Annotated in this window: 19 protein-coding genes; 15 read left to right on the top strand and 4 right to left on the bottom strand. The window is 72.0% G+C overall.

The features are described 5' to 3' along the window. Nucleotide 1: 1 nt before the first annotated feature. The 3 genes from secF to ACFYNX_RS22430 all read left to right on the top strand — a co-directional run bounded on the left by secF (nucleotide 2) and on the right by ACFYNX_RS22430 (nucleotide 4,339). Nucleotides 2-1,081, top strand: a complete 1,080-nt coding sequence (secF, locus tag ACFYNX_RS22440; protein WP_125659631.1) for a protein translocase subunit SecF — start codon at nucleotides 2-4, stop codon at nucleotides 1,079-1,081. Continuing rightward, on the top strand, nucleotides 1,078-1,629 hold the full coding sequence (locus tag ACFYNX_RS22435) for an adenine phosphoribosyltransferase (protein WP_365539905.1): 552 nt from the start codon (nucleotides 1,078-1,080) through the stop codon (nucleotides 1,627-1,629). Before secF ends, ACFYNX_RS22435 begins: the two co-directional genes overlap by 4 nt. Before the next feature lie 238 nt (nucleotides 1,630-1,867). Further along, nucleotides 1,868-4,339, top strand: a complete 2,472-nt coding sequence (locus tag ACFYNX_RS22430; RefSeq protein ID WP_125659640.1) for a bifunctional (p)ppGpp synthetase/guanosine-3',5'-bis(diphosphate) 3'-pyrophosphohydrolase — start codon at nucleotides 1,868-1,870, stop codon at nucleotides 4,337-4,339. A 98-nt stretch (nucleotides 4,340-4,437) separates the two neighbouring features. Here ACFYNX_RS22430 and ACFYNX_RS22425 read toward each other — a convergent pair whose 3' ends face one another. Together ACFYNX_RS22425 and ACFYNX_RS22420 are read right to left on the bottom strand one after the other, a co-directional pair. Continuing rightward, on the bottom strand, nucleotides 4,438-5,667 hold the full coding sequence (locus ACFYNX_RS22425) for a DUF349 domain-containing protein (RefSeq protein ID WP_365539904.1): 1,230 nt from the start codon (nucleotides 5,665-5,667) through the stop codon (nucleotides 4,438-4,440). 201 nt (nucleotides 5,668-5,868) lie between these two features. Then, nucleotides 5,869-6,672: a peptidylprolyl isomerase gene (locus tag ACFYNX_RS22420; RefSeq protein WP_388663576.1), complete on the bottom strand. Its 804-nt coding sequence runs from the start codon at nucleotides 6,670-6,672 to the stop codon at nucleotides 5,869-5,871. Nucleotides 6,673-6,834: 162 nt separating this feature from the next. On the opposite strand from ACFYNX_RS22420, the gene ACFYNX_RS22415 reads away from it, so the two are divergent. The 4 genes from ACFYNX_RS22415 (at nucleotide 6,835) to ACFYNX_RS22400 (ending at nucleotide 10,986) form a co-directional block, all read left to right on the top strand. Continuing rightward, nucleotides 6,835-7,542, top strand: coding sequence for an MBL fold metallo-hydrolase (locus ACFYNX_RS22415; protein ID WP_365539902.1), 708 nt, complete (start codon nucleotides 6,835-6,837; stop codon nucleotides 7,540-7,542). Between the two features lie 8 nt (nucleotides 7,543-7,550). Next, the gene (gene hisS / locus ACFYNX_RS22410; RefSeq protein ID WP_365539901.1) at nucleotides 7,551-8,813 is read left to right on the top strand and encodes a histidine--tRNA ligase; all 1,263 of its coding nucleotides are present in this window, start codon (nucleotides 7,551-7,553) and stop codon (nucleotides 8,811-8,813) included. Between the two features lie 135 nt (nucleotides 8,814-8,948). Continuing rightward, nucleotides 8,949-9,560, top strand: a complete 612-nt coding sequence (locus ACFYNX_RS22405; protein ID WP_388663573.1) for a vitamin K epoxide reductase family protein — start codon at nucleotides 8,949-8,951, stop codon at nucleotides 9,558-9,560. A 67-nt stretch (nucleotides 9,561-9,627) separates the two neighbouring features. Further along, complete coding sequence (locus tag ACFYNX_RS22400; protein WP_388663924.1) at nucleotides 9,628-10,986, top strand: replication-associated recombination protein A; 1,359 nt, start codon at nucleotides 9,628-9,630, stop codon at nucleotides 10,984-10,986. 6 nt (nucleotides 10,987-10,992) lie between these two features. Here the strand turns inward: ACFYNX_RS22400 and ACFYNX_RS22395 are convergent, their stop codons facing one another. Beyond that, nucleotides 10,993-11,688: a DUF2470 domain-containing protein gene (locus ACFYNX_RS22395; protein WP_365539899.1), complete on the bottom strand. Its 696-nt coding sequence runs from the start codon at nucleotides 11,686-11,688 to the stop codon at nucleotides 10,993-10,995. Between the two features lie 206 nt (nucleotides 11,689-11,894). Here ACFYNX_RS22395 and rpsD point away from each other — a divergent pair, with 206 nt between their 5' ends. Further along, nucleotides 11,895-12,509, top strand: a complete 615-nt coding sequence (rpsD, locus tag ACFYNX_RS22390) for a 30S ribosomal protein S4 (RefSeq protein ID WP_030214918.1) — start codon at nucleotides 11,895-11,897, stop codon at nucleotides 12,507-12,509. A 28-nt stretch (nucleotides 12,510-12,537) separates the two neighbouring features. Here rpsD and ACFYNX_RS22385 read toward each other — a convergent pair whose 3' ends face one another. Beyond that, nucleotides 12,538-14,850 carry an ATP-binding protein gene (locus ACFYNX_RS22385; protein ID WP_388663570.1) on the bottom strand — a complete coding sequence of 771 codons (2,313 nt, stop codon included), beginning with the start codon at nucleotides 14,848-14,850 and terminating at the stop codon, nucleotides 12,538-12,540. Between the two features lie 157 nt (nucleotides 14,851-15,007). Here ACFYNX_RS22385 and ACFYNX_RS22380 point away from each other — a divergent pair, with 157 nt between their 5' ends. The 7 genes from ACFYNX_RS22380 to ACFYNX_RS22350 all read left to right on the top strand — a co-directional run bounded on the left by ACFYNX_RS22380 (nucleotide 15,008) and on the right by ACFYNX_RS22350 (nucleotide 21,973). Further along, nucleotides 15,008-15,445 (top strand): DUF948 domain-containing protein, encoded by a 438-nt coding sequence (locus ACFYNX_RS22380; RefSeq protein ID WP_365539897.1) that lies wholly within the window; start codon nucleotides 15,008-15,010, stop codon nucleotides 15,443-15,445. 6 nt (nucleotides 15,446-15,451) lie between these two features. Next, nucleotides 15,452-15,805 (top strand): hypothetical protein, encoded by a 354-nt coding sequence (locus ACFYNX_RS22375; protein WP_125659669.1) that lies wholly within the window; start codon nucleotides 15,452-15,454, stop codon nucleotides 15,803-15,805. Then, nucleotides 15,805-18,474, top strand: a complete 2,670-nt coding sequence (alaS, locus tag ACFYNX_RS22370; protein ID WP_365539896.1) for an alanine--tRNA ligase — start codon at nucleotides 15,805-15,807, stop codon at nucleotides 18,472-18,474. The genes ACFYNX_RS22375 and alaS overlap by 1 nt, the downstream gene beginning before the upstream one ends. 2 nt (nucleotides 18,475-18,476) lie before the next feature. Continuing rightward, complete coding sequence (gene ruvX / locus ACFYNX_RS22365; protein ID WP_356549011.1) at nucleotides 18,477-18,941, top strand: Holliday junction resolvase RuvX; 465 nt, start codon at nucleotides 18,477-18,479, stop codon at nucleotides 18,939-18,941. 101 nt (nucleotides 18,942-19,042) lie between these two features. Further along, entirely contained in the window at nucleotides 19,043-20,872 is a 1,830-nt protein-coding gene (gene mltG / locus ACFYNX_RS22360) for an endolytic transglycosylase MltG (RefSeq protein WP_388663567.1), read from the top strand. Continuing rightward, complete coding sequence (locus tag ACFYNX_RS22355; protein ID WP_388663565.1) at nucleotides 20,869-21,696, top strand: shikimate dehydrogenase; 828 nt, start codon at nucleotides 20,869-20,871, stop codon at nucleotides 21,694-21,696. Before mltG ends, ACFYNX_RS22355 begins: the two co-directional genes overlap by 4 nt. 52 nt (nucleotides 21,697-21,748) lie before the next feature. After that, on the top strand, nucleotides 21,749-21,973 hold the full coding sequence (locus tag ACFYNX_RS22350; protein ID WP_388663563.1) for a hypothetical protein: 225 nt from the start codon (nucleotides 21,749-21,751) through the stop codon (nucleotides 21,971-21,973). Nucleotides 21,974-22,044: the final 71 nt, after the last annotated feature.

Raw genomic sequence — 22,044 nt, 5'->3', positions numbered from 1 at the left:
GATGTCGAAGCTCGGAGATCTCGGCGCCCGACTCCACCGCGGTGAGGTCGGCTACGACTTCATCGGCAACCGCAAGATCTGGTACGGCCTGTCCGTCCTGATCACCATCACCGCCATCGTCGCCTTGGCCGTCCGCGGCCTCAACATGGGCATCGAGTTCCAGGGCGGCGCCGTCTTCACCACCCCGAAGTCGGACGTCTCCGTCAGCCAGGCCCAGGAGTACGCGGAGGAGGCCTCCGGCCACGACGCGATCGTCCAGCAGCTCGGCAACGGCTCGCTGCGCATCCAGGTCGGCGGCCTCGACACCGCGCAGTCCGACCAGGTCCGCGCGGAGCTCGCCAAGGACCTGAACGTCGCCGAGGACAAGATCGCGGCCGAGCTGGTCGGCCCCAGTTGGGGCGAGCAGATCGCCAACAAGGCCTGGACCGGCCTCGGGGTCTTCATGATCCTCGTGGTGATCTACCTGGCCATCGCCTTCGAGTGGAGAATGGCGGTCGCGGCGCTCATCGCCCTCATCCACGACCTCACCATCACCGTGGGCATCTACTCCCTGGTCGGCTTCGAGGTCACCGTCGGCACGGTCATCGGCCTCCTGACGATCCTCGGCTACTCGCTGTACGACACGGTGGTCGTCTTCGACTCGCTCAAGGAGCAGACGAAGGACATCACGAAGCAGACCCGCTTCACCTACAGCGAGATGGCCAACCGCTCGATCAACGGCACCCTGGTCCGGTCGATCAACACCACCGTCGTGGCGCTCCTTCCGGTCGCCGGCCTGCTCTTCATCGGCGGCGGCGTCCTCGGCGCCGGCATGCTCAACGACATCTCGCTGTCGCTGTTCGTCGGCCTCGCGGCCGGTGCGTACTCGTCGATCTTCATCGCCACCCCGCTCGTCGCCGACCTCAAGGAGCGCGAGCCGTCGATCAAGGCCCTCAGGAAGCGCATCCTGGCCAAGCGCGCCAACGCCGCGGCCAAGGGCGAGTCCCCGGACGGACCGGACGCGTTCGACGGCGGCGCCGAGGCCGCCGTCGTCGGCCCGCGGGCCGGCCGCCGGGGCCGCGCCCAGGAGCACCGAGGATGACCGCCGGGGCCCGGGACGTCACCGACCTCCTGCTCAGCCGCATCCGCGACGTACCGGACTACCCGAAGCCGGGCGTGCTGTTCAAGGACATCACGCCGCTGCTCGCGGACCCGGAGGCGTTCGGGGCCCTCACCGACACCCTCGCCGGGCTGTGCTCCGCGCACGGCGCGACGAAGGTCGTCGGCCTGGAGGCCCGCGGCTTCATCCTGGCCGCCCCGGTGGCCGTCCGCGCGGGCCTGGGCTTCATCCCGGTCCGCAAGGCCGGCAAGCTCCCCGGGGCCACGCTCCGCCAGGCGTACGAGCTGGAGTACGGCACCGCCGAGATCGAGGTGCACGCCGAGGACCTGGTGGCGGGCGACCGCGTCATGGTCATCGACGACGTCCTCGCCACCGGCGGCACCGCCGAGGCCTCCATCGAACTCGTCCGCCGCGCGGGCGCCGAGGTCGCGGGCGTCGCCGTCCTCATGGAACTGGGCTTCCTACCGGGCCGCGCCCGCCTGGAACCGGCCCTGAAGGGCGCTCCGCTCACGGCGCTGATCACCGTCTGACGTCGGGCTCCGACCCGTAAGGGGGCGCCCCGGGGAATCCCCGGGGCGCCCCCGTCGTTTTCCGGAGTGCCCCGGTCCGGTCGTTCGGGGGCGAGGAGCGTCCGTGGCCGGATCCGTTCACTCCCCGGGCGCGTGAGCAGTGCGGGTCCGGGGTCGATACCATGGCCGTTCCGGGCCTGACCGGGGGACCCGGAACCTTCCCCGGAGTCCGTCCGGGGGGACCCCCAGAGGAGCGCTCTTGCCAGACGAGGCCCAGCCACTCTCCGCCGCGCAGCCCGACCCGAAGGCCGAGAAGGCCGCGCCGGGGACCGGCACGCCCCAGAACGAGTCCGCGGAGACCGCGCCCGCCGCACCGGCCCCGGCGCCCGCCCCCGCCTCGTCCGCACGCCCCGCACCGGCCGCGCCCGCCCGCTCGGGCGGCTCGTCCAACCGCGTCCGCGCCCGCCTCGCCCGCCTCGGCGTGCAGCGCTCCTCCCCGTACAACCCGGTCCTCGAACCGCTCCTGCGGATCGTCCGATCCAACGACCCCAAGATCGAAACGGCCACTTTGCGCCAGATCGAGCGGGCCTACCAGGTCGCCGAGCGCTGGCACCGCGGTCAGAAGCGCAAGAGCGGCGACCCGTACATCACCCACCCGCTCGCCGTCACCACCATCCTCGCCGAGCTCGGCATGGACCCGGCGACCCTGATGGCCGGGCTCCTGCACGACACCGTCGAGGACACCGAGTACGGCCTCGACACCCTGCGCCGGGACTTCGGCGACCAGGTCGCGCTCCTCGTCGACGGCGTCACCAAGCTCGACAAGGTCAAGTTCGGCGAGGCCGCCCAGGCCGAGACCGTCCGCAAGATGGTCGTCGCCATGGCCAAGGACCCGCGCGTCCTGGTCATCAAGCTCGCCGACCGCCTGCACAACATGCGCACCATGCGCTACCTCAAGCGGGAGAAGCAGGAGAAGAAGGCCCGCGAGACCCTGGAGATCTACGCCCCGCTGGCCCACCGGCTGGGCATGAACACCATCAAGTGGGAGCTGGAGGACCTCGCCTTCGCGATCCTCTACCCCAAGATGTACGACGAGATCGTCCGGCTCGTCGCCGAGCGCGCCCCCAAGCGGGACGAGTACCTGGCCGTCGTCACCGACGAGGTCCAGGCCGACCTGCGCGCCGCCCGCATCAAGGCCACCGTCACCGGCCGCCCCAAGCACTACTACAGCGTCTACCAGAAGATGATCGTCCGCGGCCGTGACTTCGCGGAGATCTACGACCTGGTCGGCATCCGCGTCCTCGTGGACACCGTCCGCGACTGCTACGCGGCCCTCGGCACCGTCCACGCGCGATGGAACCCGGTCCCCGGCCGGTTCAAGGACTACATCGCGATGCCGAAGTTCAACATGTACCAGTCGCTGCACACGACGGTCATCGGACCCAACGGCAAGCCCGTCGAGCTCCAGATCCGCACCTTCGACATGCACCGGCGCGCCGAGTACGGCATCGCCGCGCACTGGAAGTACAAGCAGGAGGCCGTCGCCGGCGCCTCCAAGGTGCGCACCGACGTGCCGAAGAAGACCGGCAAGGACGACCACCTCAACGACATGGCGTGGCTGCGCCAGCTCCTCGACTGGCAGAAGGAGACCGAGGACCCCGGCGAGTTCCTGGAGTCCCTGCGCTTCGACCTCTCCCGCAACGAGGTCTTCGTCTTCACGCCCAAGGGCGACGTCATCGCCCTGCCCGCCGGTGCCACCCCCGTCGACTTCTCCTACGCGGTCCACACCGAGGTCGGCCACCGCACGATAGGGGCCCGGGTCAACGGGCGGCTCGTCCCGCTCGAATCGACCCTCGACAACGGCGACCTGGTCGAGGTCTTCACCTCCAAGGCCGCCGGCGCCGGCCCCTCCCGCGACTGGCTCGGCTTCGTCAAGTCCCCGCGCGCCCGCAACAAGATCCGCGCCTGGTTCTCCAAGGAGCGCCGGGACGAGGCCATCGAGCAGGGCAAGGACGCCATCGCGCGGGCCATGCGCAAGCAGAACCTGCCGATCCAGCGGATCCTCACCGGCGACTCCCTCGTCACCCTCGCCCACGAGATGCGCTACAGCGACATCTCCTCGCTGTACGCGGCGATCGGCGAGGGCCACGTCACCGCCCAGTCCATCGTGCAGAAGCTGGTCCAGGCGCTCGGCGGCGAGGAGGCCGCCACCGACGACATCGACGAGTCCGCGCCGCCGACCCGCGGCCGCTCCAAGCGGCGCTCCAACGCCGACCCCGGCGTCGTCGTCAAGGGCGTCGAGGACGTCTGGGTGAAGCTGGCCCGCTGCTGCACCCCCGTCCCCGGCGACCCGATCATCGGCTTCGTCACCCGGGGCAGCGGGGTGTCGGTCCACCGCAGCGACTGCGTCAACGTGGAGTCGCTGTCCCGGGAGCCGGAACGGATCCTGGAGGTCGAGTGGGCCCCGACCCAGTCCTCGGTCTTCCTCGTCGCCATCCAGGTCGAGGCCCTGGACCGCTCCCGGCTGCTCTCCGACGTCACCCGGGTCCTCTCGGACCAGCACGTCAACATCCTGTCGGCCGCCGTCCAGACCTCCCGCGACCGGGTGGCCACCTCCCGCTTCACCTTCGAGATGGGCGACCCGAAGCACCTGGGCCACGTCCTGAAGGCCGTGCGGGGCGTGGAGGGCGTCTACGACGTGTACCGCGTTACCTCGGCCCGCCGACCGTAACGACCGGCCGCAACGACCGGCCGCAACGAGGGCGTACGAGGAGGGCGGCCCCGGTACCTGCGTACCGGGGCCGCCCTCCTCGTGTCCGTACGACGGGATCAGCCGCCGAACTCCTCCAGACCCTTCAGGGCCTGGTCGAGCAGGGCCTGGCGGCCCTCCAGCTCGCGCGAGAGCTTGTCGGCCTTGGCGTCGTTGCCGGCGGCGCGGGCCGCGTCGATCTGCTTGCGCAGCTTCTCGACCGCGTCCTGGAGCTGGCCGGTCAGACCCGCGGCACGCGCGCGCGCCTCCGGGTTCGTCCGGCGCCACTCGGCCTCCTCGGCCTCCTGGATCGCCCGCTCCACCGCGTGCATCCGGCCCTCGACCTTGGGACGGGCGTCCCGCGGGACGTGGCCGACGGCCTCCCAGCGCTCGTTGAGGGAGCGGAAGGCCGCGCGGGCCGCCTTCAGGTCCGACACCGGGACGAGCTTCTCGGCCTCGGCCGCCAGCTCCTCCTTCACCTTGAGGTTCTCGCCCTGCTCCGCGTCCCGCTCGGCGAAGACCTCGCCGCGCGCCGCGAAGAAGACGTCCTGGGCGCCGCGGAAGCGGTTCCACAGGTCGTCCTCGTGCTCGCGCTGGGCGCGGCCGGCCGCCTTCCAGTCCGCCATCAGCTCGCGGTAGCGGGCCGCCGTGGCCCCCCAGTCGGTGGAGTTCGAAAGGGACTCCGCCTCCGCGACCAGGCGCTCCTTCACCTTGCGGGCGTCCTCGCGCTGCGCGTCCAGGGACGCGAAGTGGGCCTTGCGGCGCTTGGAGAACGCCGAGCGGGCGTGCGAGAAGCGGTGCCACAGCTCGTCGTCGGACTTGCGGTCGAGCCGGGGAAGGCCCTTCCAGGTGTCCACGAGCGCCCGCAGCCGCTCGCCCGCCGAACGCCACTGCTCGCTCTGGGCCAGCTCCTCGGCCTCCGTGACGAGCTTCTCCTTGGCGGCGCGCGCCTCGTCGGCCTGCTTCGCCTTCTGGGCCCGGCGCTCCTCGCGGCGCGATTCCACCGTCTCGACGAGCTTGTCCAGCCGGGCGGAGAGCGCCGCCAGGTCGCCGACGACGTGGTGCTCGTCGACCTGGTGCCGGATGTGCTCGATCGCCGCGGTGGCGTCCTTCGCCGAGAGGTCGGTGGTCCTCACCCGCTTCTCGAGGAGGCCGATCTCGACCACCAGGCCCTCGTACTTGCGCTCGAAGTAGGCCAGGGCCTCCTCCGGGGTGCCGGCCTGCCACGATCCGACGACCTGCTCACCCTCGGCCGTCCGCACGTACACGGTGCCCGTCTCGTCGACGCGGCCCCACGGGTCGCTGCTCACAGCGCCTCCTCACCATGATGCCGTCGCGGGGTCGTACCCCCCGGGCATCGTCCACAGTTTCCCGGCGGGCCTCGCCCGCCTTCCGCAGCGCGGCCGACGGCCCACGCTGCACACCGCCAATCTAGGCGAACGGCGGCCCGGCTGTCCGCACTCAGCACGACCGAGATTCGACGGCCGGCCCGCCGGTGCGGACGCGCGGGCTCACTTCTTCGTGACGGCGGCCTTCTCGATGGTCACGGCCTTCTTCGGGGCGCCGTCCGTGGCGCCGCCCGCGACACCGGCCGCGCCGACCTCCTGGACCGTCTCGAGGCCGGCCGCGTCGATCTTCCCGAAGGGGGTGTAGGTCGGCGGCAGCTTGGTGTCCTTGTAGACGAGGAAGAACTGCGAACCGCCGGTGCCCGGCTGCCCGGTGTTGGCCATGGCCACGGTGCCGGCCGGGAAGGTCACCTTGCCGTCCGCGCCGGCCTTGCCGAGGGCACCCAGGTTCTCGTCCGGGATGGTGTAGCCGGGACCGCCCGAGCCGGTGCCCTGGGGGTCGCCGCACTGGAGCACGAAGATGCCCTGCGTGGTGAGCCGGTGGCACTTCGTCCCGTCGAAGTACTTCTTGTCCGCGAGGTGCTTGAAGGAGTTCACCGTGTGCGGGGTCTTCGCCGCGTCCATGGTGATCGTGATGTCGCCCAGGTTCGTCTCGAGCGCCATCGCGTACGTGGCCTTCCGGTCCACGGTGAGCTTCGGCTCCGGGTTCTCGGACTCCTTCCCGGAGGGCGAGGGGGCCGGGGTGGTGGGCGCGTCGCCCGCCGCGTTGTCCGAGCCCTTCTTCGCGCCGTCGTCCGACAGCGCCACCGAGGCGTACACGGCGCCGCCCGAGGCCAGCACCACCGCGAGGACGGACGCGAGGACGGTGTTGCGGCGCCTGTCCTTGCGGCGCTTCTCCTCCCGCCGCTGCTGCTGCCGTACGTACTTCTCCCTGGCAAGCTGCCGCCGCCGCTGATCGCTGCTGACCACCGGTCCGCTCCTTGTCGCTCGTCTGTTCCTGTCCTGGCCGGATGTGCCCGTACCGTATACGGGTTGGCTGTGGAACCGGCACCGCCGGTAGGCTCTGATCTGCTGAATCCCGTCATTCCCGTGATTTCCGCGCCCCGAGCCGGACGACATCCAAGGACGAACGTGCTGATTGCCGGCTTTCCCGCCGGGGCCTGGGGGACCAACTGCTACCTGGTCGCCCCCGCCGCGGGCGAGGAGTGCGTGATCATCGACCCCGGCCACCAGGCCGCGCAGGGTGTCGAGGAGACGTTGAAGAAGCACCGTCTCAAGCCCGTCGCCGTCGTCCTCACCCACGGACACATCGACCACGTCGCCTCCGTCGTGCCGGTGTGCGGCGCCCATGACGTCCCCGCGTGGATCCACCCGTCCGACCGCTACATGATGAGCGACCCGGAGAAGGCCCTCGGCCGCTCCATCGGGATGCCCCTCATGGGCGAGCTGACCGTGGGAGAACCCGACGACGTGCGCGAGCTCGCCGACGGCTCCGCGCTGCGGCTCGCCGGTCTGGAGTTCTCCGTCGCCCACGCGCCCGGCCATACCAAGGGGTCGGTGACCTTCCGGATGCCCGAGACCGCGGAGGTCCCCTCCGTGTTCTTCTCCGGGGATCTGCTGTTCGCCGGCTCCGTCGGACGCACCGACCTCCCCGGCGGTGACATGGACGAGATGCTCGGATCGCTGGCCCGCGTGTGCCTGCCCCTCGACAACTCGACCGTGGTGCTGTCGGGGCACGGTCCCCAGACGACCATCGGCCAGGAGCGCGCCACCAACCCCTACCTCAGGCAGGTGGCCTCCGGCCTCGGGAGCCCCGACGCTCCCCGACGAGGAATGTGACGACTCACGTGAGCACCTTCAAGGCCCCCAAGGGCACGTACGACCTCATCCCGCCGGTCTCGGCGACCTACCTCGCGGTCCGCGAGGCCATCGCGGCCCCCCTGCGCCGCTCCGGCTACGGCTACGTCGAGACCCCCGGCTTCGAGGACGTGAACCTCTTCGCCCGCGGCGTCGGCGAGTCCACCGACATCGTGACCAAGGAGATGTACGCCTTCGAGACCAAGGGCGGCGACCGCCTCGCCCTGCGTCCCGAGGGCACCGCCTCCGTGCTCCGCGCCGCCCTGGAGGCCAACCTCCACAAGCAGGGCAACCTGCCGGTCAAGCTCTGGTACTCCGGCTCGTACTACCGCTACGAGCGCCCGCAGAAGGGCCGCTACCGCCACTTCTCGCAGGTCGGCGCCGAGGCCATCGGCTCCGAGGACCCGGCGCTCGACGCCGAGCTGATCATCCTGGCCGACGAGGCCTACCGCTCCCTCGGCCTGCGGAACTTCCGCATCCTGCTGAACTCGCTCGGCGACAAGGAGTGCCGCCCCGTCTACCGGGAGGCCCTCCAGGACTTCCTGCGCGGGCTCGACCTCGACGAGGACACCCTGCGCCGCGCCGAGATCAACCCGCTGCGCGTCCTCGACGACAAGCGCGAGGCCGTGCAGAAGCAGCTCGTCGGCGCCCCGCTCCTGCGCGACCACCTGTGCGACGCGTGCAAGGCGTACCACGAGGAGGTGCGCGCCCTGATCACCGCGGCGGGCGTGGTCTTCGAGGACGACCCCAAGCTGGTGCGCGGCCTCGACTACTACACCCGCACCACCTTCGAGTTCGTCCACGACGGCCTCGGCTCGCAGTCGGCGGTCGGCGGCGGCGGCCGCTACGACGGCCTCTCCGAGATGATCGGCGGCCCCGCGCTGCCGTCCGTCGGCTGGGCGCTCGGCGTGGACCGCACGGTCCTGGCCCTGGAGGCCGAGGGCGTCGCGCTCGACCTGCCCTCCGCCACCAGCGTCTTCGCCGTCGCCCTCGGCGAGGAGGCCCGCCGGATCCTCTTCGGCAAGGTCACCGAGCTGCGCAGGGCCGGCGTCGCCGCGGACTTCTCCTTCGGCGGCAAGGGCCTCAAGGGCTCCATGAAGGACGCCAACCGCTCGGGCGCCCGCCTCGCCGTCGTCGCCGGCGAGCGCGACCTCGCCGAAGGCGTCGTCCAGCTCAAGGACATGGAGACCGGTGAGCAGCGGGCGGTCGCCCTGGACGGCCTCCTGGACGCGGTACGGGCCGAGCTGGCCTGACGCCCGGTCGTACGGAAGGAGGGGGCCCGGCGCCCGCGCGCCGGGCCCCCTCCTTATCTCCGGCGAACGGTGGGCACGGGCCTCCGTACGGCAGAATGTCCGTGACCGGCAGCCCGCGAGCGATGGATCGGAAACATGACGAGAGCAGCGGTGGACGACCCGGCACCCGGCACGATCGGAGCGAGCCGCGCCTTCTCCTGGCTCCTGGTGATCACCGGCGCGGCCGGACTGCTCGCCGCCTGGGTCATCACGATCGACAAGTTCAAGCTCCTGGAGGACCCCGGCTTCACCCCCGGGTGCAGCCTCAACCCGGTCGTCTCCTGCGGCAACATCATGAAGAGCGAGCAGGCCTCGGTCTTCGGCTTCCCCAACCCGATGCTCGGCCTCGTCGCGTACGGCATGGTGATCGCGATCGGCATCGGACTGCTCGCCGGGGCCCGCTACCGCCGCTGGTACTGGCTCGGACTCAACGCCGGCACCCTCTTCGGCGTCGGCTTCTGCGCCTGGCTCACCTACCAGTCGCTGTACGAGATCAACGCCCTCTGCCTGTGGTGCTGCCTGGCCTGGGTCGGGACCATCGTCATGTTCTGGTACGTGACCTCGCACAACGTGCGCCACGGCGTGCTCCCCGCCCCCGCGTGGCTGAGGACCTTCTTCGGCGAGTTCACCTGGGTCCTGCCCGCCCTGCACATCGGGATCATCGGGATGCTGATCCTGACCCGCTGGTGGGACTTCTGGACGAGCTGACCCCGGCGGCGCCGGACGGGCCGGCCCCGGCCGGCGTTGTCGGCGGCGTGACCTAGGCTTCATGAACGTGGAGCCCGACCTCTTTACCGCAGCCGCCGAAGACCGCCAGGAGAAGGACCCGTCCAGCAGCCCGCTGGCCGTCCGGATGCGCCCCCGCATCCTCGACGAGGTGGTGGGGCAGCAGCACCTGCTCAAGCCCGGGTCGCCGCTGCGCCGGCTCGTGGGGGACGGCGACGGCGGGCCCGCCGGTGCCTCCTCCGTGATCCTCTGGGGCCCGCCGGGCATCGGGAAGACCACCCTGGCGTACGTCGTCTCGAAGGCCACGAACAAGCGGTTCGTGGAGCTGTCCGCGATCACCGCGGGCGTCAAGGAGGTCCGGGCCGTCATCGACGGGGCCCGGCGCGCGGTCGGCGGCTACGGCAAGGAGACCGTCCTCTTCCTCGACGAGATCCACCGCTTCTCCAAGGCCCAGCAGGACTCCCTCCTGCCGGCCGTCGAGAACCGCTGGGTGACGCTGATCGCCGCCACCACCGAGAACCCGTACTTCTCGGTGATCTCCCCGCTCCTCTCCCGCTCGCTGCTCCTCACCCTGGAGCTCCTGACCGACGAGGACCTCAAGGGCCTGCTCGCCCGGGCGCTCACGGACGAGCGGGGGCTCGGCGGGGCCGTGACCCTGCCGGAGGACGCCGAGGCCCACCTCCTGCGGGTCGCGGGCGGCGACGCCCGCCGCGCCCTGACCGCCCTGGAGGCCGCCGCCGGCGCGGCGATCGCCAAGGGGGAGGCGGAGATCACCCTCCAGACGGTCGAGGAGACCGTCGACCGGGCCGCCGTGAAGTACGACCGGGACGGCGACCAGCACTACGACGTGGCCAGTGCCCTCATCAAGGCGATCCGCGGCTCGGACGTGGACGCGGCCCTGCACTACCTGGCGCGGATGATCGAGGCGGGGGAGGACCCGCGCTTCATCGCGCGGCGCCTGATGATCTCCGCGAGCGAGGACATCGGCCTCGCCGACCCGAACGCCCTGCCGATCGCCGTGGCCGCCGCCCAGGCCGTCGCCATGATCGGCTTCCCCGAGGCGGCGCTGACCCTGAGCCACGCCACCATCGCCCTCGCCCTGGCCCCGAAGTCGAACGCGGCGACGACCGCGATCGGCGCCGCCCTCGCGGACGTGCGGGGCGGCCTCGCGGGCCCGGTCCCGGCGCACCTGCGCGACGGCCACTACAAGGGCGCGGCCAAGCTCGGCCACGCGCAGGGCTACGTCTACCCGCACGACGTGCCGGGCGGCATCGCGGCCCAGCAGTACGCCCCGGACACGATCCACGGCCGCCGGTACTACGAGCCCACCCGCCACGGCGGGGAGGCGAGGTACGCGGACGTGGTCGAGTGGGCGCGGGGGCGCCTGAAGGGCGACGAGCGGCAGTAGGCGCGCTCAGGCGCGGGCGGCCTCGAAGAGCCGGTGCATCTCGCGGCGCAGCTCCGAGACCTCCCGCACCGGCTCGGGGAAGTCGAAGCGGGCGTCGAAGCAGTCCCCGGGGCCCGCGCTGAAGCGGACCCGCAGGCCGAAGCGGTCGAGGGCGAGCGGGGCCACGTCCCGGGTGGGGACGAGGGCGGCCGAGCGCTCGCCGAGCAGCGAGGTCAGCTCCCGCAGCCGGTCGCCGTGGGCCGCCGCCAGGTGCTGGAGCAGCTCCGTCTCGTGGGCGTGCAGCGGGTCGGGCGCGGCGGCGGCGAACTCCTCCGCGTCGATCCCGGCGGTGCCCCACAGGTCGTCCACGCGCGCCTCCCCGACCTCCAGGCGCAGCATCATGAGGCCCTTCTCGGCGACGCCGGGCAGGCAGGTGAGCCAGCCGGAGACCCAGGCGCGGCCCCGGATGCGGTGGGGGACGGAGACGGGGGCCACGTCCGTGAGCTCCAGGACGACCGGCAGCTCGTCGTCCTGGGCGTGCGTGGCGGCCCGTACGGGCGGGGCGTCGGCGGCGTAGAGCAGGAAGATCTCACCGTCGGGCCCCACGGCCCGCGCCTCGGGCGCGAGCTGCTCGGGCCGGTGCCCCTCGGCCCCCGGAATCAGCAGGACGCCGGAGCATGTACTCTGTACGAGAGTTCGTGTGCGCTCGGCTGCTGACGGCATCCGTGCGATTTCAAGTCCGCTGGGACGCGGCTGACCATGAGCTGATCGGACCTCCGTCGTATCGATGCCATCCAGGGCTTCATTCATGGATGGGGCATCGTTCTTTGTGTTGCCGTCCGTGATGCGTGTGGTGTTCCCCGGGCGAGACATGCGATCTCCTTGAGTAAGGTGAGCCTAACCTAACCTACAACGGAGGTCTGGAGAACGTGCCTAACCAGTCGCGTCCCAAGGTCAAGAAGTCCCGTGCGCTCGGTATCGCGCTGACGCCGAAGGCCGTCAAGTACTTCGAGGCCCGCCCGTACCCGCCGGGCGAGCACGGCCGTGGTCGCAAGCAGAACTCGGACTACAAGGTCCGTCTGCTCGAGAAGCAGCGTCTGCGCGCGCAGTACGACATCAGCGAGCGCCAGATGGCCCGCGCCTACGACCGCGCCAAGAAGGCCGAGGGCAAGACGGGCGAGGCGCTGGTCGTCGAGCTCGAGCGTCGCCTCGACGCCCTGGTCCTGCGTTCGGGCATCGCCCGCACCATCTACCAGGCCCGCCAGATGGTCGTCCACGGCCACATCCAGGTCAACGGCCAGAAGGTCGACAAGCCGTCCTTCCGCGTCCGTCCGGACGACGTCGTCATGGTCCGCGAGCGCAGCCGCACCAAGCCGCTGTTCGAGGTCGCCCGTGAGGGTGGCTTCGCCGCCGACGGCGAGACCCCCCGCTACCTCCAGGTCAACCTGAAGGCGCTGGCGTTCCGCCTCGACCGCGACCCGAACCGCAAGGAGATCCCGGTCATCTGCGACGAGCAGCTCGTCGTCGAGTACTACGCCCGCTGACGCAGGCGCAGTACCACCCGCGCGGTGTTCAGCCCGCCGCCTCCCCGCCCTTTCCGGTGGGGGAGCCGGCGGGCTTCCGCGTTCCCGGGACCTCCGCCGACCGGTCCGTACGGAACGGGCGCGGCGCCGCGGGACCGCCCGCGGCCGGATCCCGGCGCCCGGCGAGCGCACGCTCCACCACCGCGTCCGGCGAGAGCCCCCGGCCCTCCCGGAACGCCTCCTCGTACGCCCGCGCGCCCAGTGCCTCGCGCGCCCGCCCCTCGCACAGCTCCCTCGGGCCGCCGAACGACTCCGAGCCGAAGAGCCGGACGCCCACCGTGTCCCACATCGGCACCGCCGCCCCCTGGAGCACCGCCGCCTCCACCGGATCCCCCTCGCTCGCCGTCACGAGCGCGAGCAGCTCGACCGCCAGGACCAGCCCCACCAGGTCGTGGAAGGCGTGGTTGATCGAGACGCACGAGGTCAGCAGCTCCCGCGCCTCCCCGTACGCGCCCCGGGTCCACGCCGCGTACGCCAGGACGTAGAGCGCGTACGCCCGCGTCCACAGCTCCCCGCGCTCCTCGCAGACCTCCCGGACCTCCCGGCAGAGGGCGACCGCCCCCTCCAGATCGCCCCGGAAGGCCCGCGCCATCGCCACCTCGACCTGGCCCATCAGCACGTTGCTGTTCAGCTCGCCCAGCTCCCGGTAGGAGTCGAGCGCCCGCCCGATCAGCTCCTCCGCCCGCGCCGTGTCGTCCGTGAGCAGCGCCAGACAGCCCATCCGGTGCGTCGCGTACGCCTCCGCCAGCGCGTTCCCCGAGGACCTGGCCCGCTCCCCGCACTCGTGGAGCGCCGCCACCGCCGCCGTGCCGTCCCCCTGGAGGACCGCCACGTACCCGAGCACCCACAGCGCCTTCAACCGCGCCTCCTGGTGTCCGGATGCGAGCGCGAGCGCCCGGTCCAGCCAGTACCGGCCCTCCGAGAGGCGCCCGCAGCCCGCCCAGGCGAACCAGAGCGTGCCCGCCAGGTGCTGGGCGAGGTGCGCGTCCTCCGGCAGCTCCAGGCACAGCTCCAGGGCGGCCCGCAGATTGGGCAGCGCCCCGTCCGTGCGCGCCGCCACCTCCGCCTGGCGCGGACTGAACCACTCCAGCTCGCACCAGGTGGCCAGGCCCATGTACCAGTCGCGGTGCCGGCGCCGCATCCGCTCCGTGTCGCCGAGCGCCGCCAGCCACTCCGCCCCGTACGCGGCGACCGTGCCCAGCATCCGGTAGGCGGGGCCCGCCGGCGTGTCCTCCCGCGAGACGAGCGACTGCGCGAGCAGTCCGCCCAGCAGGTCCAGGATCCGCTCCGACGGCAGCTCGCGGCCCCCGCACACGTACTCCACCGCCTCCAGGTCGAAGGGCCCGGCGAACACCGAGAGCCGCGCCCACAGCAGCCGCTCCCTCGGCGTGCACAGCTCGTGGCTCCAGCCGATCGCCGTCCGCAGCGCCCGGTGGCGGGGGAGCGCCCCGCGCTCGCCGTCCGCGAGCAGCCGGAAGCGGTCGTCGAGCCGGTGCAGCATCTGCTCGGGGGAGAGCAGGGGCAGCCGCCCGGCGGCCAGTTCGAGGGCGAGCGGAATCCCGTCGAGCCGCCGGCACAACTCCCGTACGACTTCGGGCACTTCGGTCGCCTTGGTTGCCTCGGTCGCCGGGGGTGCCGCGGGCGCTTCAGGGACCGCGAGTGCCTCGGCGACCGCGGGTGCTCCGGGAGCCGCGGGTGCTTCGGGGAGCGCGGGGCCGGAGCCCGTGACCGCGCCCGCGCCGCCCGCGTACGTCGGCGCGCCCTCCGGGAGTGCCGCGCCCGCCTCCGCCGCCCGTTCCGCGAGGAGCGCCACCGCGTCCGCCTCGCCCATCGGCGCCAGCGGGAACACCGTCTCGCCCGCCACCCGCAGGGGCCTGCGCCCGGCCGCGAGGACGGTGAGCCCGGGCGCGTGCGCGAGCAGCTCCCGCACCAGCGGGGCACAGCTCTCCACCAGGTGCTCGAAGCCGTCGAGCACCAGCAGGACGTGCCGCTCCGCGAGGTGCTCCACCAGGGCCTCGCGCGGCGGCCTCGGCGTGTGGTCCGTGAGGCCGAGCGCCTCGGCCAGGGCGTGCGCCACCAGGTCCGGATCGCGCAGCGGCGCCAGATCGGCCAGCCGCACCCCGTCGCCGTAGCGTTTCTGCGCCCCCGCGGCCGTTCGCAGCGCGAGCCGCGTCTTGCCGACCCCGCCCACACCCACGACCGTGACCAGGCGGGACGTCCCGAGGAGCGCCGCCAGTGCGGCCTGCTCGGCGGCCCGTCCGACGAACCGGTTCAGCTCCGCCGGGAGATTGCTCCGTCGCATGGGACACGGAGCGTACTCACCCGCGCGCACCGCGTACAACCGGATCTTGTGACAGGGGCCTCGCGCACGGTAATGCGGTACGGCGCGACGGCCCGGGCGCGATAGGGTCGGGGGACGACTTTTCACAAGGCCCAACGACAGCAGAGAGCGGTGCAGCGTGACCGGTGGAGAGGTTGCCGGGATCCTGGTGGCCGTCTTCTGGGCGATCCTCGTCTCCTTCCTCGCCGTGGCGCTGGCGAGACTGGCGCAGACGCTCAGGGCGACCACCAAGCTCGTGGCGGACGTGACGGAGCAGGCCGTTCCCCTGCTCGCCGAGGCCTCCGCGACCGTGCGCTCGGCGCAGACCCAGCTCGACCGGGTCGACGCCATCGCCTCGGACGTCCAGGAGGTCACCTCCAACGCCTCCGCGCTCTCCACCACCGTCGCCTCCACCTTCGGCGGCCCGCTCGTCAAGGTGGCCGCCTTCGGCTACGGCGTGCGCCGGGCGCTCGGCCGGAGCCGGGACGGGGAGGAGGCGCCGCGCGCCTCCGGGCGCCGCACTGTGATCGTCGGCCGTACCGTGCCGTCCGCGCGACGGCGGAAGCAGAAGGGCTGAGCCGCGATGTTCCGCCGCACGTTCTGGTTCACGGCCGGCGCAGCCGCCGGCGTGTGGGCCACCAGCAAGGTCAACCGGAAGCTGAAGCAGTTGACCCCCGAGAGCCTCGCGGCCCAGGCCGCGAACAAGGCCGTCGAAGCCGGCCACCGGCTCAAGGACTTCGCCCTCGACGTGAGGGCGGGCATGGTCCAGCGGGAGGCCGAACTGGGGGAGGCGCTCGGACTCGACGCCCCCGCCGACCCGGCCGCCGCACAGGGCCGGGAGCTTCCGGAGCCCCGCCGCAGGACCGAGCTCGGTCCCGCCACACCTTCCTACGTCACCCCGCCTACGCGTTCGTACAACCGGAATGAGGACCACTGATGGAGTCGGCTGAAATCCGCCGCCGCTGGCTGAGCTTCTTCGAGGAGCGCGGGCACACCGTCGTCCCTTCGGCGTCGCTCATCGCGGACGACCCGACTCTGCTCCTCGTCCCCGCCGGCATGGTGCCCTTCAAGCCCTACTTCCTGGGCGAGGTCAAGCCGCCCTTCTCGCGCGCCTCCAGCGTGCAGAAGTGCGTGCGCACCCCCGACATCGAAGAGGTCGGCAAGACCACCCGCCACGGCACGTTCTTCCAGATGTGCGGCAACTTCTCCTTCGGCGACTACTTCAAGGAAGGCGCCATCAAGCTCGCCTGGGAGCTGCTGACCACCCCGGTGGAGCACGGCGGCTACGGGCTTGAGCCGGAGAAGCTCTGGATCACCGTCTACGAGCAGGACGACGAGGCCGAGCGCATCTGGCGCGACGTCGTCGGCGTCCCCGCCGAGCGCATCCAGCGCCTCGGCATGGGCCCCAACTTCTGGTCCATGGGCGTGCCCGGCCCCTGCGGCCCCTGTTCCGAGATCAACTACGACCGCGGCCCCGAGTTCGGCGTCGAGGGCGGCCCGGCCGTCAACGACGAGCGGTACGTGGAGATCTGGAACCTCGTCTTCATGCAGTACGAGCGCGGCGAGGGCTCCGGCAAGGACGACTTCCCGATCCTCGGCGACCTGCCCGCCAAGAACATCGACACGGGCCTCGGCCTGGAGCGCCTGGCGATGATCCTCCAGGGCGTCCAGAACATGTACGAGACGGACACCCTCAAGGTCGTCATCGACAAGGCCACCGAGCTGACCGGCGTCCAGTACGGCAGCAGCCACGAGAGCGACGTCTCGCTCCGCGTGGTCGCCGACCACATGCGCACCTCCGTCATGCTCATCGGCGACGGCGTCACCCCCGGCAACGAGGGCCGCGGCTACGTGCTGCGCCGCATCATGCGCCGCGCCGTCCGCAACATGCGCCTGCTCGGCGCCACCGGCCCGGTCGTCCAGGACCTCGTCGACACCGTGATCGAGACGATGGGCGAGCAGTACCCCGAGCTGGTCACCGACCGCAAGCGCATCGAGACCGTCGCCCTCGCCGAAGAGGCCGCCTTCCTGAAGGCCCTCAAGGGCGGCACCAACATCCTCGACACCGCCGTCACCGAGACCAAGGCCTCCGGCGGCACGGTCCTCTCCGGCGACAAGGCGTTCCTGCTCCACGACACCTGGGGCTTCCCGATCGACCTCACCCTGGAGATGGCCGCCGAGCAGGGCCTCTCCGTGGACGAGAACGGCTTCCGCCGCCTGATGAAGGAACAGCGGGACCGGGCCAAGGCCGACGCCAAGGCCAAGAAGACCGGCCACGCCGACATGACCGCGTACCGGGAGATCGCCGACACCAGCGGCGCCACCCGGTTCACCGGGTACACCAACACCGAGGGCGAGACCACGGTCGTCGGCCTCCTCGTCAACGGCGTCCCCTCGCCGGCCGCCACCGAGGGCGACGAGGTCGAGGTCGTCCTCGACCGCACCCCGTTCTACGCCGAGGGCGGCGGCCAGATCGCCGACCAGGGCCGCATCAAGCTGCACAGCGGCGCCGTCATCGACATCCGCGACGTGCAGCAGCCGGTGCCCGGCGTCTCGGTGCACAAGGGCTCCGTGCAGGTCGGCGAGGTGACCGTGGGCGCCACCGCCTACGCCGCCATCGACGTGCGCCGCCGCCGGGCCATCGCCCGCGCCCACTCGGCCACCCACCTCACCCACCAGGCCCTGCGCGACGCCCTCGGCCCGACGGCCGCCCAGGCCGGTTCCGAGAACCAGCCCGGCCGCTTCCGCTTCGACTTCGGCTCGCCGAACGCCGTTCCCGGCGCCGTCCTCACCGACGTCGAGCAGAAGATCAACGAGGTCCTCTCGCGCGAGCTGGAGGTGCACGCCGAGGTCATGCCGATCGACGAGGCCAAGCGCCAGGGCGCCATCGCCGAGTTCGGCGAGAAGTACGGCGAGCAGGTCCGCGTCGTCACCATCGGCGACTTCTCCAAGGAGCTGTGCGGCGGCACCCACGTCCACAACACCGCCCAGCTCGGCCTGGTGAAGCTGCTCGGCGAGTCCTCCATCGGCTCCGGCGTGCGCCGCATCGAGGCCCTCGTCGGCGTCGACGCGTACAACTTCCTCGCCAAGGAGCACACGGTCGTCGCCCAGCTCCAGGAGCTGGTCAAGGGCCGCCCCGAGGAGCTGCCGGAGAAGATCTCCGCCATGCTCGGCAAGCTGAAGGACGCCGAGAAGGAGATCGAGAAGTTCCGCGCGGAGAAGGTCCTCCAGGCCGCCGCCGGCCTCGTCGACTCCGCCCGCGACGTCCGCGGCGTCGCCCTGGTCACCGGCCAGGTCCCGGACGGCACCACCGCCGACGACCTGCGCAAGCTGGTCCTCGACGTGCGCGGCCGCATCTCCGGCGGCCGCCCGGCCGTCGTCGCCCTGTTCACCACGGTCAACGGCAAGCCGCTGACGGTCATCGCCACCAACGAGGCCGCCCGCGAGCGCGGCCTCAAGGCCGGCGAGCTGGTCCGCACCGCCGCCAAGACCCTCGGCGGCGGTGGCGGCGGCAAGCCGGACGTCGCCCAGGGCGGCGGCCAGAACCCGGAGGCCGTAGGCGAGGCCATCGCCGCCGTCGAGCGCCTCGTGGTGGAGACGGCGTGACGATGCGCCGCGGCCGCCGCGTCGCGGTGGACGTCGGGGACGCCCGGATCGGGGTCGCCTCGTGCGACCCCGACGGGGTCCTCGCCACGCCGGTGGAGACCGTGCCGGGACGCGACGTCCCGGCCGCCCACCGGCGCCTCCGCCAGATCGTCGAGGAGTACGAGCCGATCGAGGTCGTCGTGGGCCTGCCCCGCTCGCTCAGCGGGCGGGAGGGCCCGGCCGCGACCAAGGTCCGCGCCTTCGCCCGGGAGATGGCCAAGGGCATCGCCCCCGTGCCGGTCCGGCTGGTCGACGAGCGGATGACGACGGTCACCGCCACCCAGGGCCTGCGGGCCTCCGGGGTGAAGTCGAAGAAGGGCCGGTCGGTCATCGACCAGGCCGCCGCCGTGATCATCCTCCAGAACGCCCTTGAGTCCGAACGGGTATCGGGCAATCCTCCCGGTGAGGGCGTCGAAGTGGTCATCTGATCGCGATACGGTAACGTTCCGCGCGATGCGGCGGTGTTCGAACAGCCGCCGCACTACGTAGAGGCGGATCGTCCGGAAGCCTCGCGGCTGTTTGGGGATCGATGACTGAGTATGGCCGGGGCCCTGGCTCCGAACCGTGGCACCCCGAGGACCCGCTCTACGGGGACCAGGGGTGGGAGGGCCGGCAGCAGTATCCGCATCCGCAGCAGGCGAGCCAGTACGAGCAGGGCGGCCACCAGGCCCCGTACGGGCAGGGCGGCCAGGGATACGGGGGCGACCCGTACCAGCAGCACCAGCCGCAGGCCTACGCCGATCCGCAGTACCAGCAGCAGCACTACCAGCCGCAGTACCAGCAGCAACAGCCGTACGACCAGCACCAGCAGTACCGGCAGCAGTACGGGACGGAGCAGCAGGGCGGTTACGACACGCCCGGGCACCTCGGACAGCAGTACGACGGAAGCTGGGAGTCCGGCCAGGCGGCGATGGCGTACAACACGCCCCCGGCCGACCCGTACGGCGGCCAGAACCCGGATCTGTACGGCACGCCCGAGGCCTACCCGCCGCCCCGGCCCCCCGGCCACCGGCAGGACCCGCCGGAGCCGGTGACCGACTGGGCGCCGGAGGAGGAACCGCGCCGGGGGCCCGAGCCGGAGCCCGGTCCGGGACCGGAGGAGGAGAACCACCCCTTCTTCACCGGCGGGGACGACCGCGGCGCCGGGCGCGGCCGAAGAGACGGCCGCGACGACGGCCGTGACGACGACTATGACAACGAGTACGGCGAGGAGCCGGCGCGCGGCCGGGGCTCCCGCGGCGACGACCGCGACCGCCGCGGCAAGGACAAGAAGCGCAAGGGCAAGAACGGCGTGGCCTGCCTGGTCGTCGCCGTCGTCCTGATCGGCGGCGTCGGCGGCGTCGGCTACTTCGGCTACCAGTTCTGGCAGGGCCGCTTCGCCGAGGTGCCGGACTACGCGGGAAGCGGCAGCGGCGAGGTCCAGGTCGAGATCCCGAAGGGGTCGTACGGCTCCGACATCGGCAACATCCTCAAGAAGGCCGGCGTCGTCAAGAGCGTCGACGCCTTCACCTCGGCGCAGCTCAAGAACCCCAAGGGCAATTCGATCCAGGCCGGCGTCTACACGCTGAAGAAGGAGATGTCGGCGGAGAGCGCCGTCACCCTGATGCTCGACCCGGCGAGCCAGGCCAACCTCGTCATCCCCGAGGGCAAGCGGAACGTCTGGGTGTACGAGACGCTCGACCAGCGCCTGGACCTCAAGCCCGGCACCACCAAGGAGGTCGCGCTCGCGAAGGCGGACTCCCTGGGCCTGCCCGACTGGGCCAAGCAGCACCCCGACATCAAGGACCCGCTGGAAGGATTCCTCTTCCCGGCGAGCTATCCGGTCGCGAAGGGCAGCAAGCCCGAGGACGCCCTGCGCAAGATGGTGGCCCGCGCGAACCAGGAGTACGGGAAGCTGGGCCTGGACGGGAAGGCGAAGGCGGTCGGCCTGAAGGGGCCCTGGGAACTGCTGACGGTGGCGAGCCTCGTGCAGGTCGAGGGCAAGTACAAGCACGACTTCGACAAGGTCGCGCGGGTGGTCTACAACCGGCTCAAGCCCGGCAACATGGAGACCGTGGGCCGCCTGGAGTTCGACTCGACGGTGAACTACCTCAAGGGACAGAGCACCCTCGACGTCGGCACGGTCGAGGACATGCGCAAGATCGACGACCCGTACAACACGTACAAGGTGACCGGACTCGTCCCCGGGCCCATCAGCAACCCCGGCATGGAGGCGCTCCAGTCCGCGATCAGCCCCGCGGCCGGCCCGTGGTACTACTTCGTCTCGATCAACGAGGACAAGACCGTCTTCTCCGTGACGAACGAGGAGCACAACCGGAACGTCGCGGAGTACGAGAAGCAACGGAAGCAGGGACAGTGAGCAAGCAGCGCCGCGCGGCGGTCCTGGGATCGCCCGTCGCCCACTCCCTCTCCCCGGTCCTGCACCGCGCCGCGTACGCCGAACTCGGCCTCCACGACTGGTCGTACGAGCGCTTCGAGGTCGACGAGGCGGCCCTTCCGGGGTTCGTGGACGGGCTGGACGGCAGTTGGGCCGGGCTCTCGCTGACCATGCCGCTCAAACGGGTGGTCATCCCGCTGCTCGACGAGGTCGGCGACACGGCCGCGTCCGTGGAGGCCGTCAACACCGTCGTCCTCCACGAGGACGGGCGGCGGGTCGGCGACAACACCGACGTCCCCGGCATGATCGCCGCCCTGCGCGAGCGGGGCGTCGAGAAGGTGGAGGCCGCCGCCGTCCTCGGCGCCGGCGCCACCGCCTCCTCCGCCCTCGCCGCCCTCGCCCGCATCTGCGCCGGTCCCGTCACCGCGTACGTACGGAGCGAGGCGCGGGCCGGGGAGATGCGCGGCTGGGGCGAGCGGCTCGGCGTGGACGTGCGCACCGCCGACTGGGAGCGCGCGGCGGAGGCCTTCGAGACCCCCCTGGTGATCGCGACCACCCCCGCAGGCACGACGAACGCGCTGGCCACCGCCGTCCCGGACGCCGTCGGCACCCTCTTCGACGTCCTCTACGACCCCTGGCCGACCCCGCTGGCCGCCGCCTGGTCCGACCGCGGCGGCAAGGTCGTCGGCGGCCTCGACCTCCTCGTCCACCAGGCCGTCCTCCAGGTCGAGCTGATGACGGGCCGCACGCCCGCCCCGCTCGCGGCCATGAGGGCGGCGGGGGAGCGGGCGCTGGCCGCCCGGTAGGCTCCCGTCGGCGCCGGAGACCGACCGGCGCCCCAGGGGGACACGGGGGGACATGAACGGGGACACGCTGCTGGCGTCCAAGTGGGACGCGGCCTTCGACCTGGCACGCTTTCTGTACGTGGGGTTCTTCAGCGACCTGCCCGCGTGGGCGCGGTACGCCGTCCTCGGGCTCGGCGGCTCGGCGACCGTGTACGGCCTCCTCTCCTGGCTGCGGAACCGGTCCGCGGGTCCGGACGCCGGAGAAACCGTCCCGGAGTCCGAGACTCCCGTCCGATAGCTGGACGGGGGTCCGAGGGGGCGCTCCGGACGTGGGAGGATCGGGGGTGGCGGGCCAGGGCCGCGCACCCG

The organism is Streptomyces sp. NPDC007872 (genome assembly GCF_042868165.1).
Taxonomy (GTDB): Bacteria; Actinomycetota; Actinomycetes; order Streptomycetales; family Streptomycetaceae; genus Streptomyces.
The sequence above is the reverse complement of the archived record's forward strand: the minus strand, read 5'-3'. Positions and strand labels throughout refer to the sequence as shown.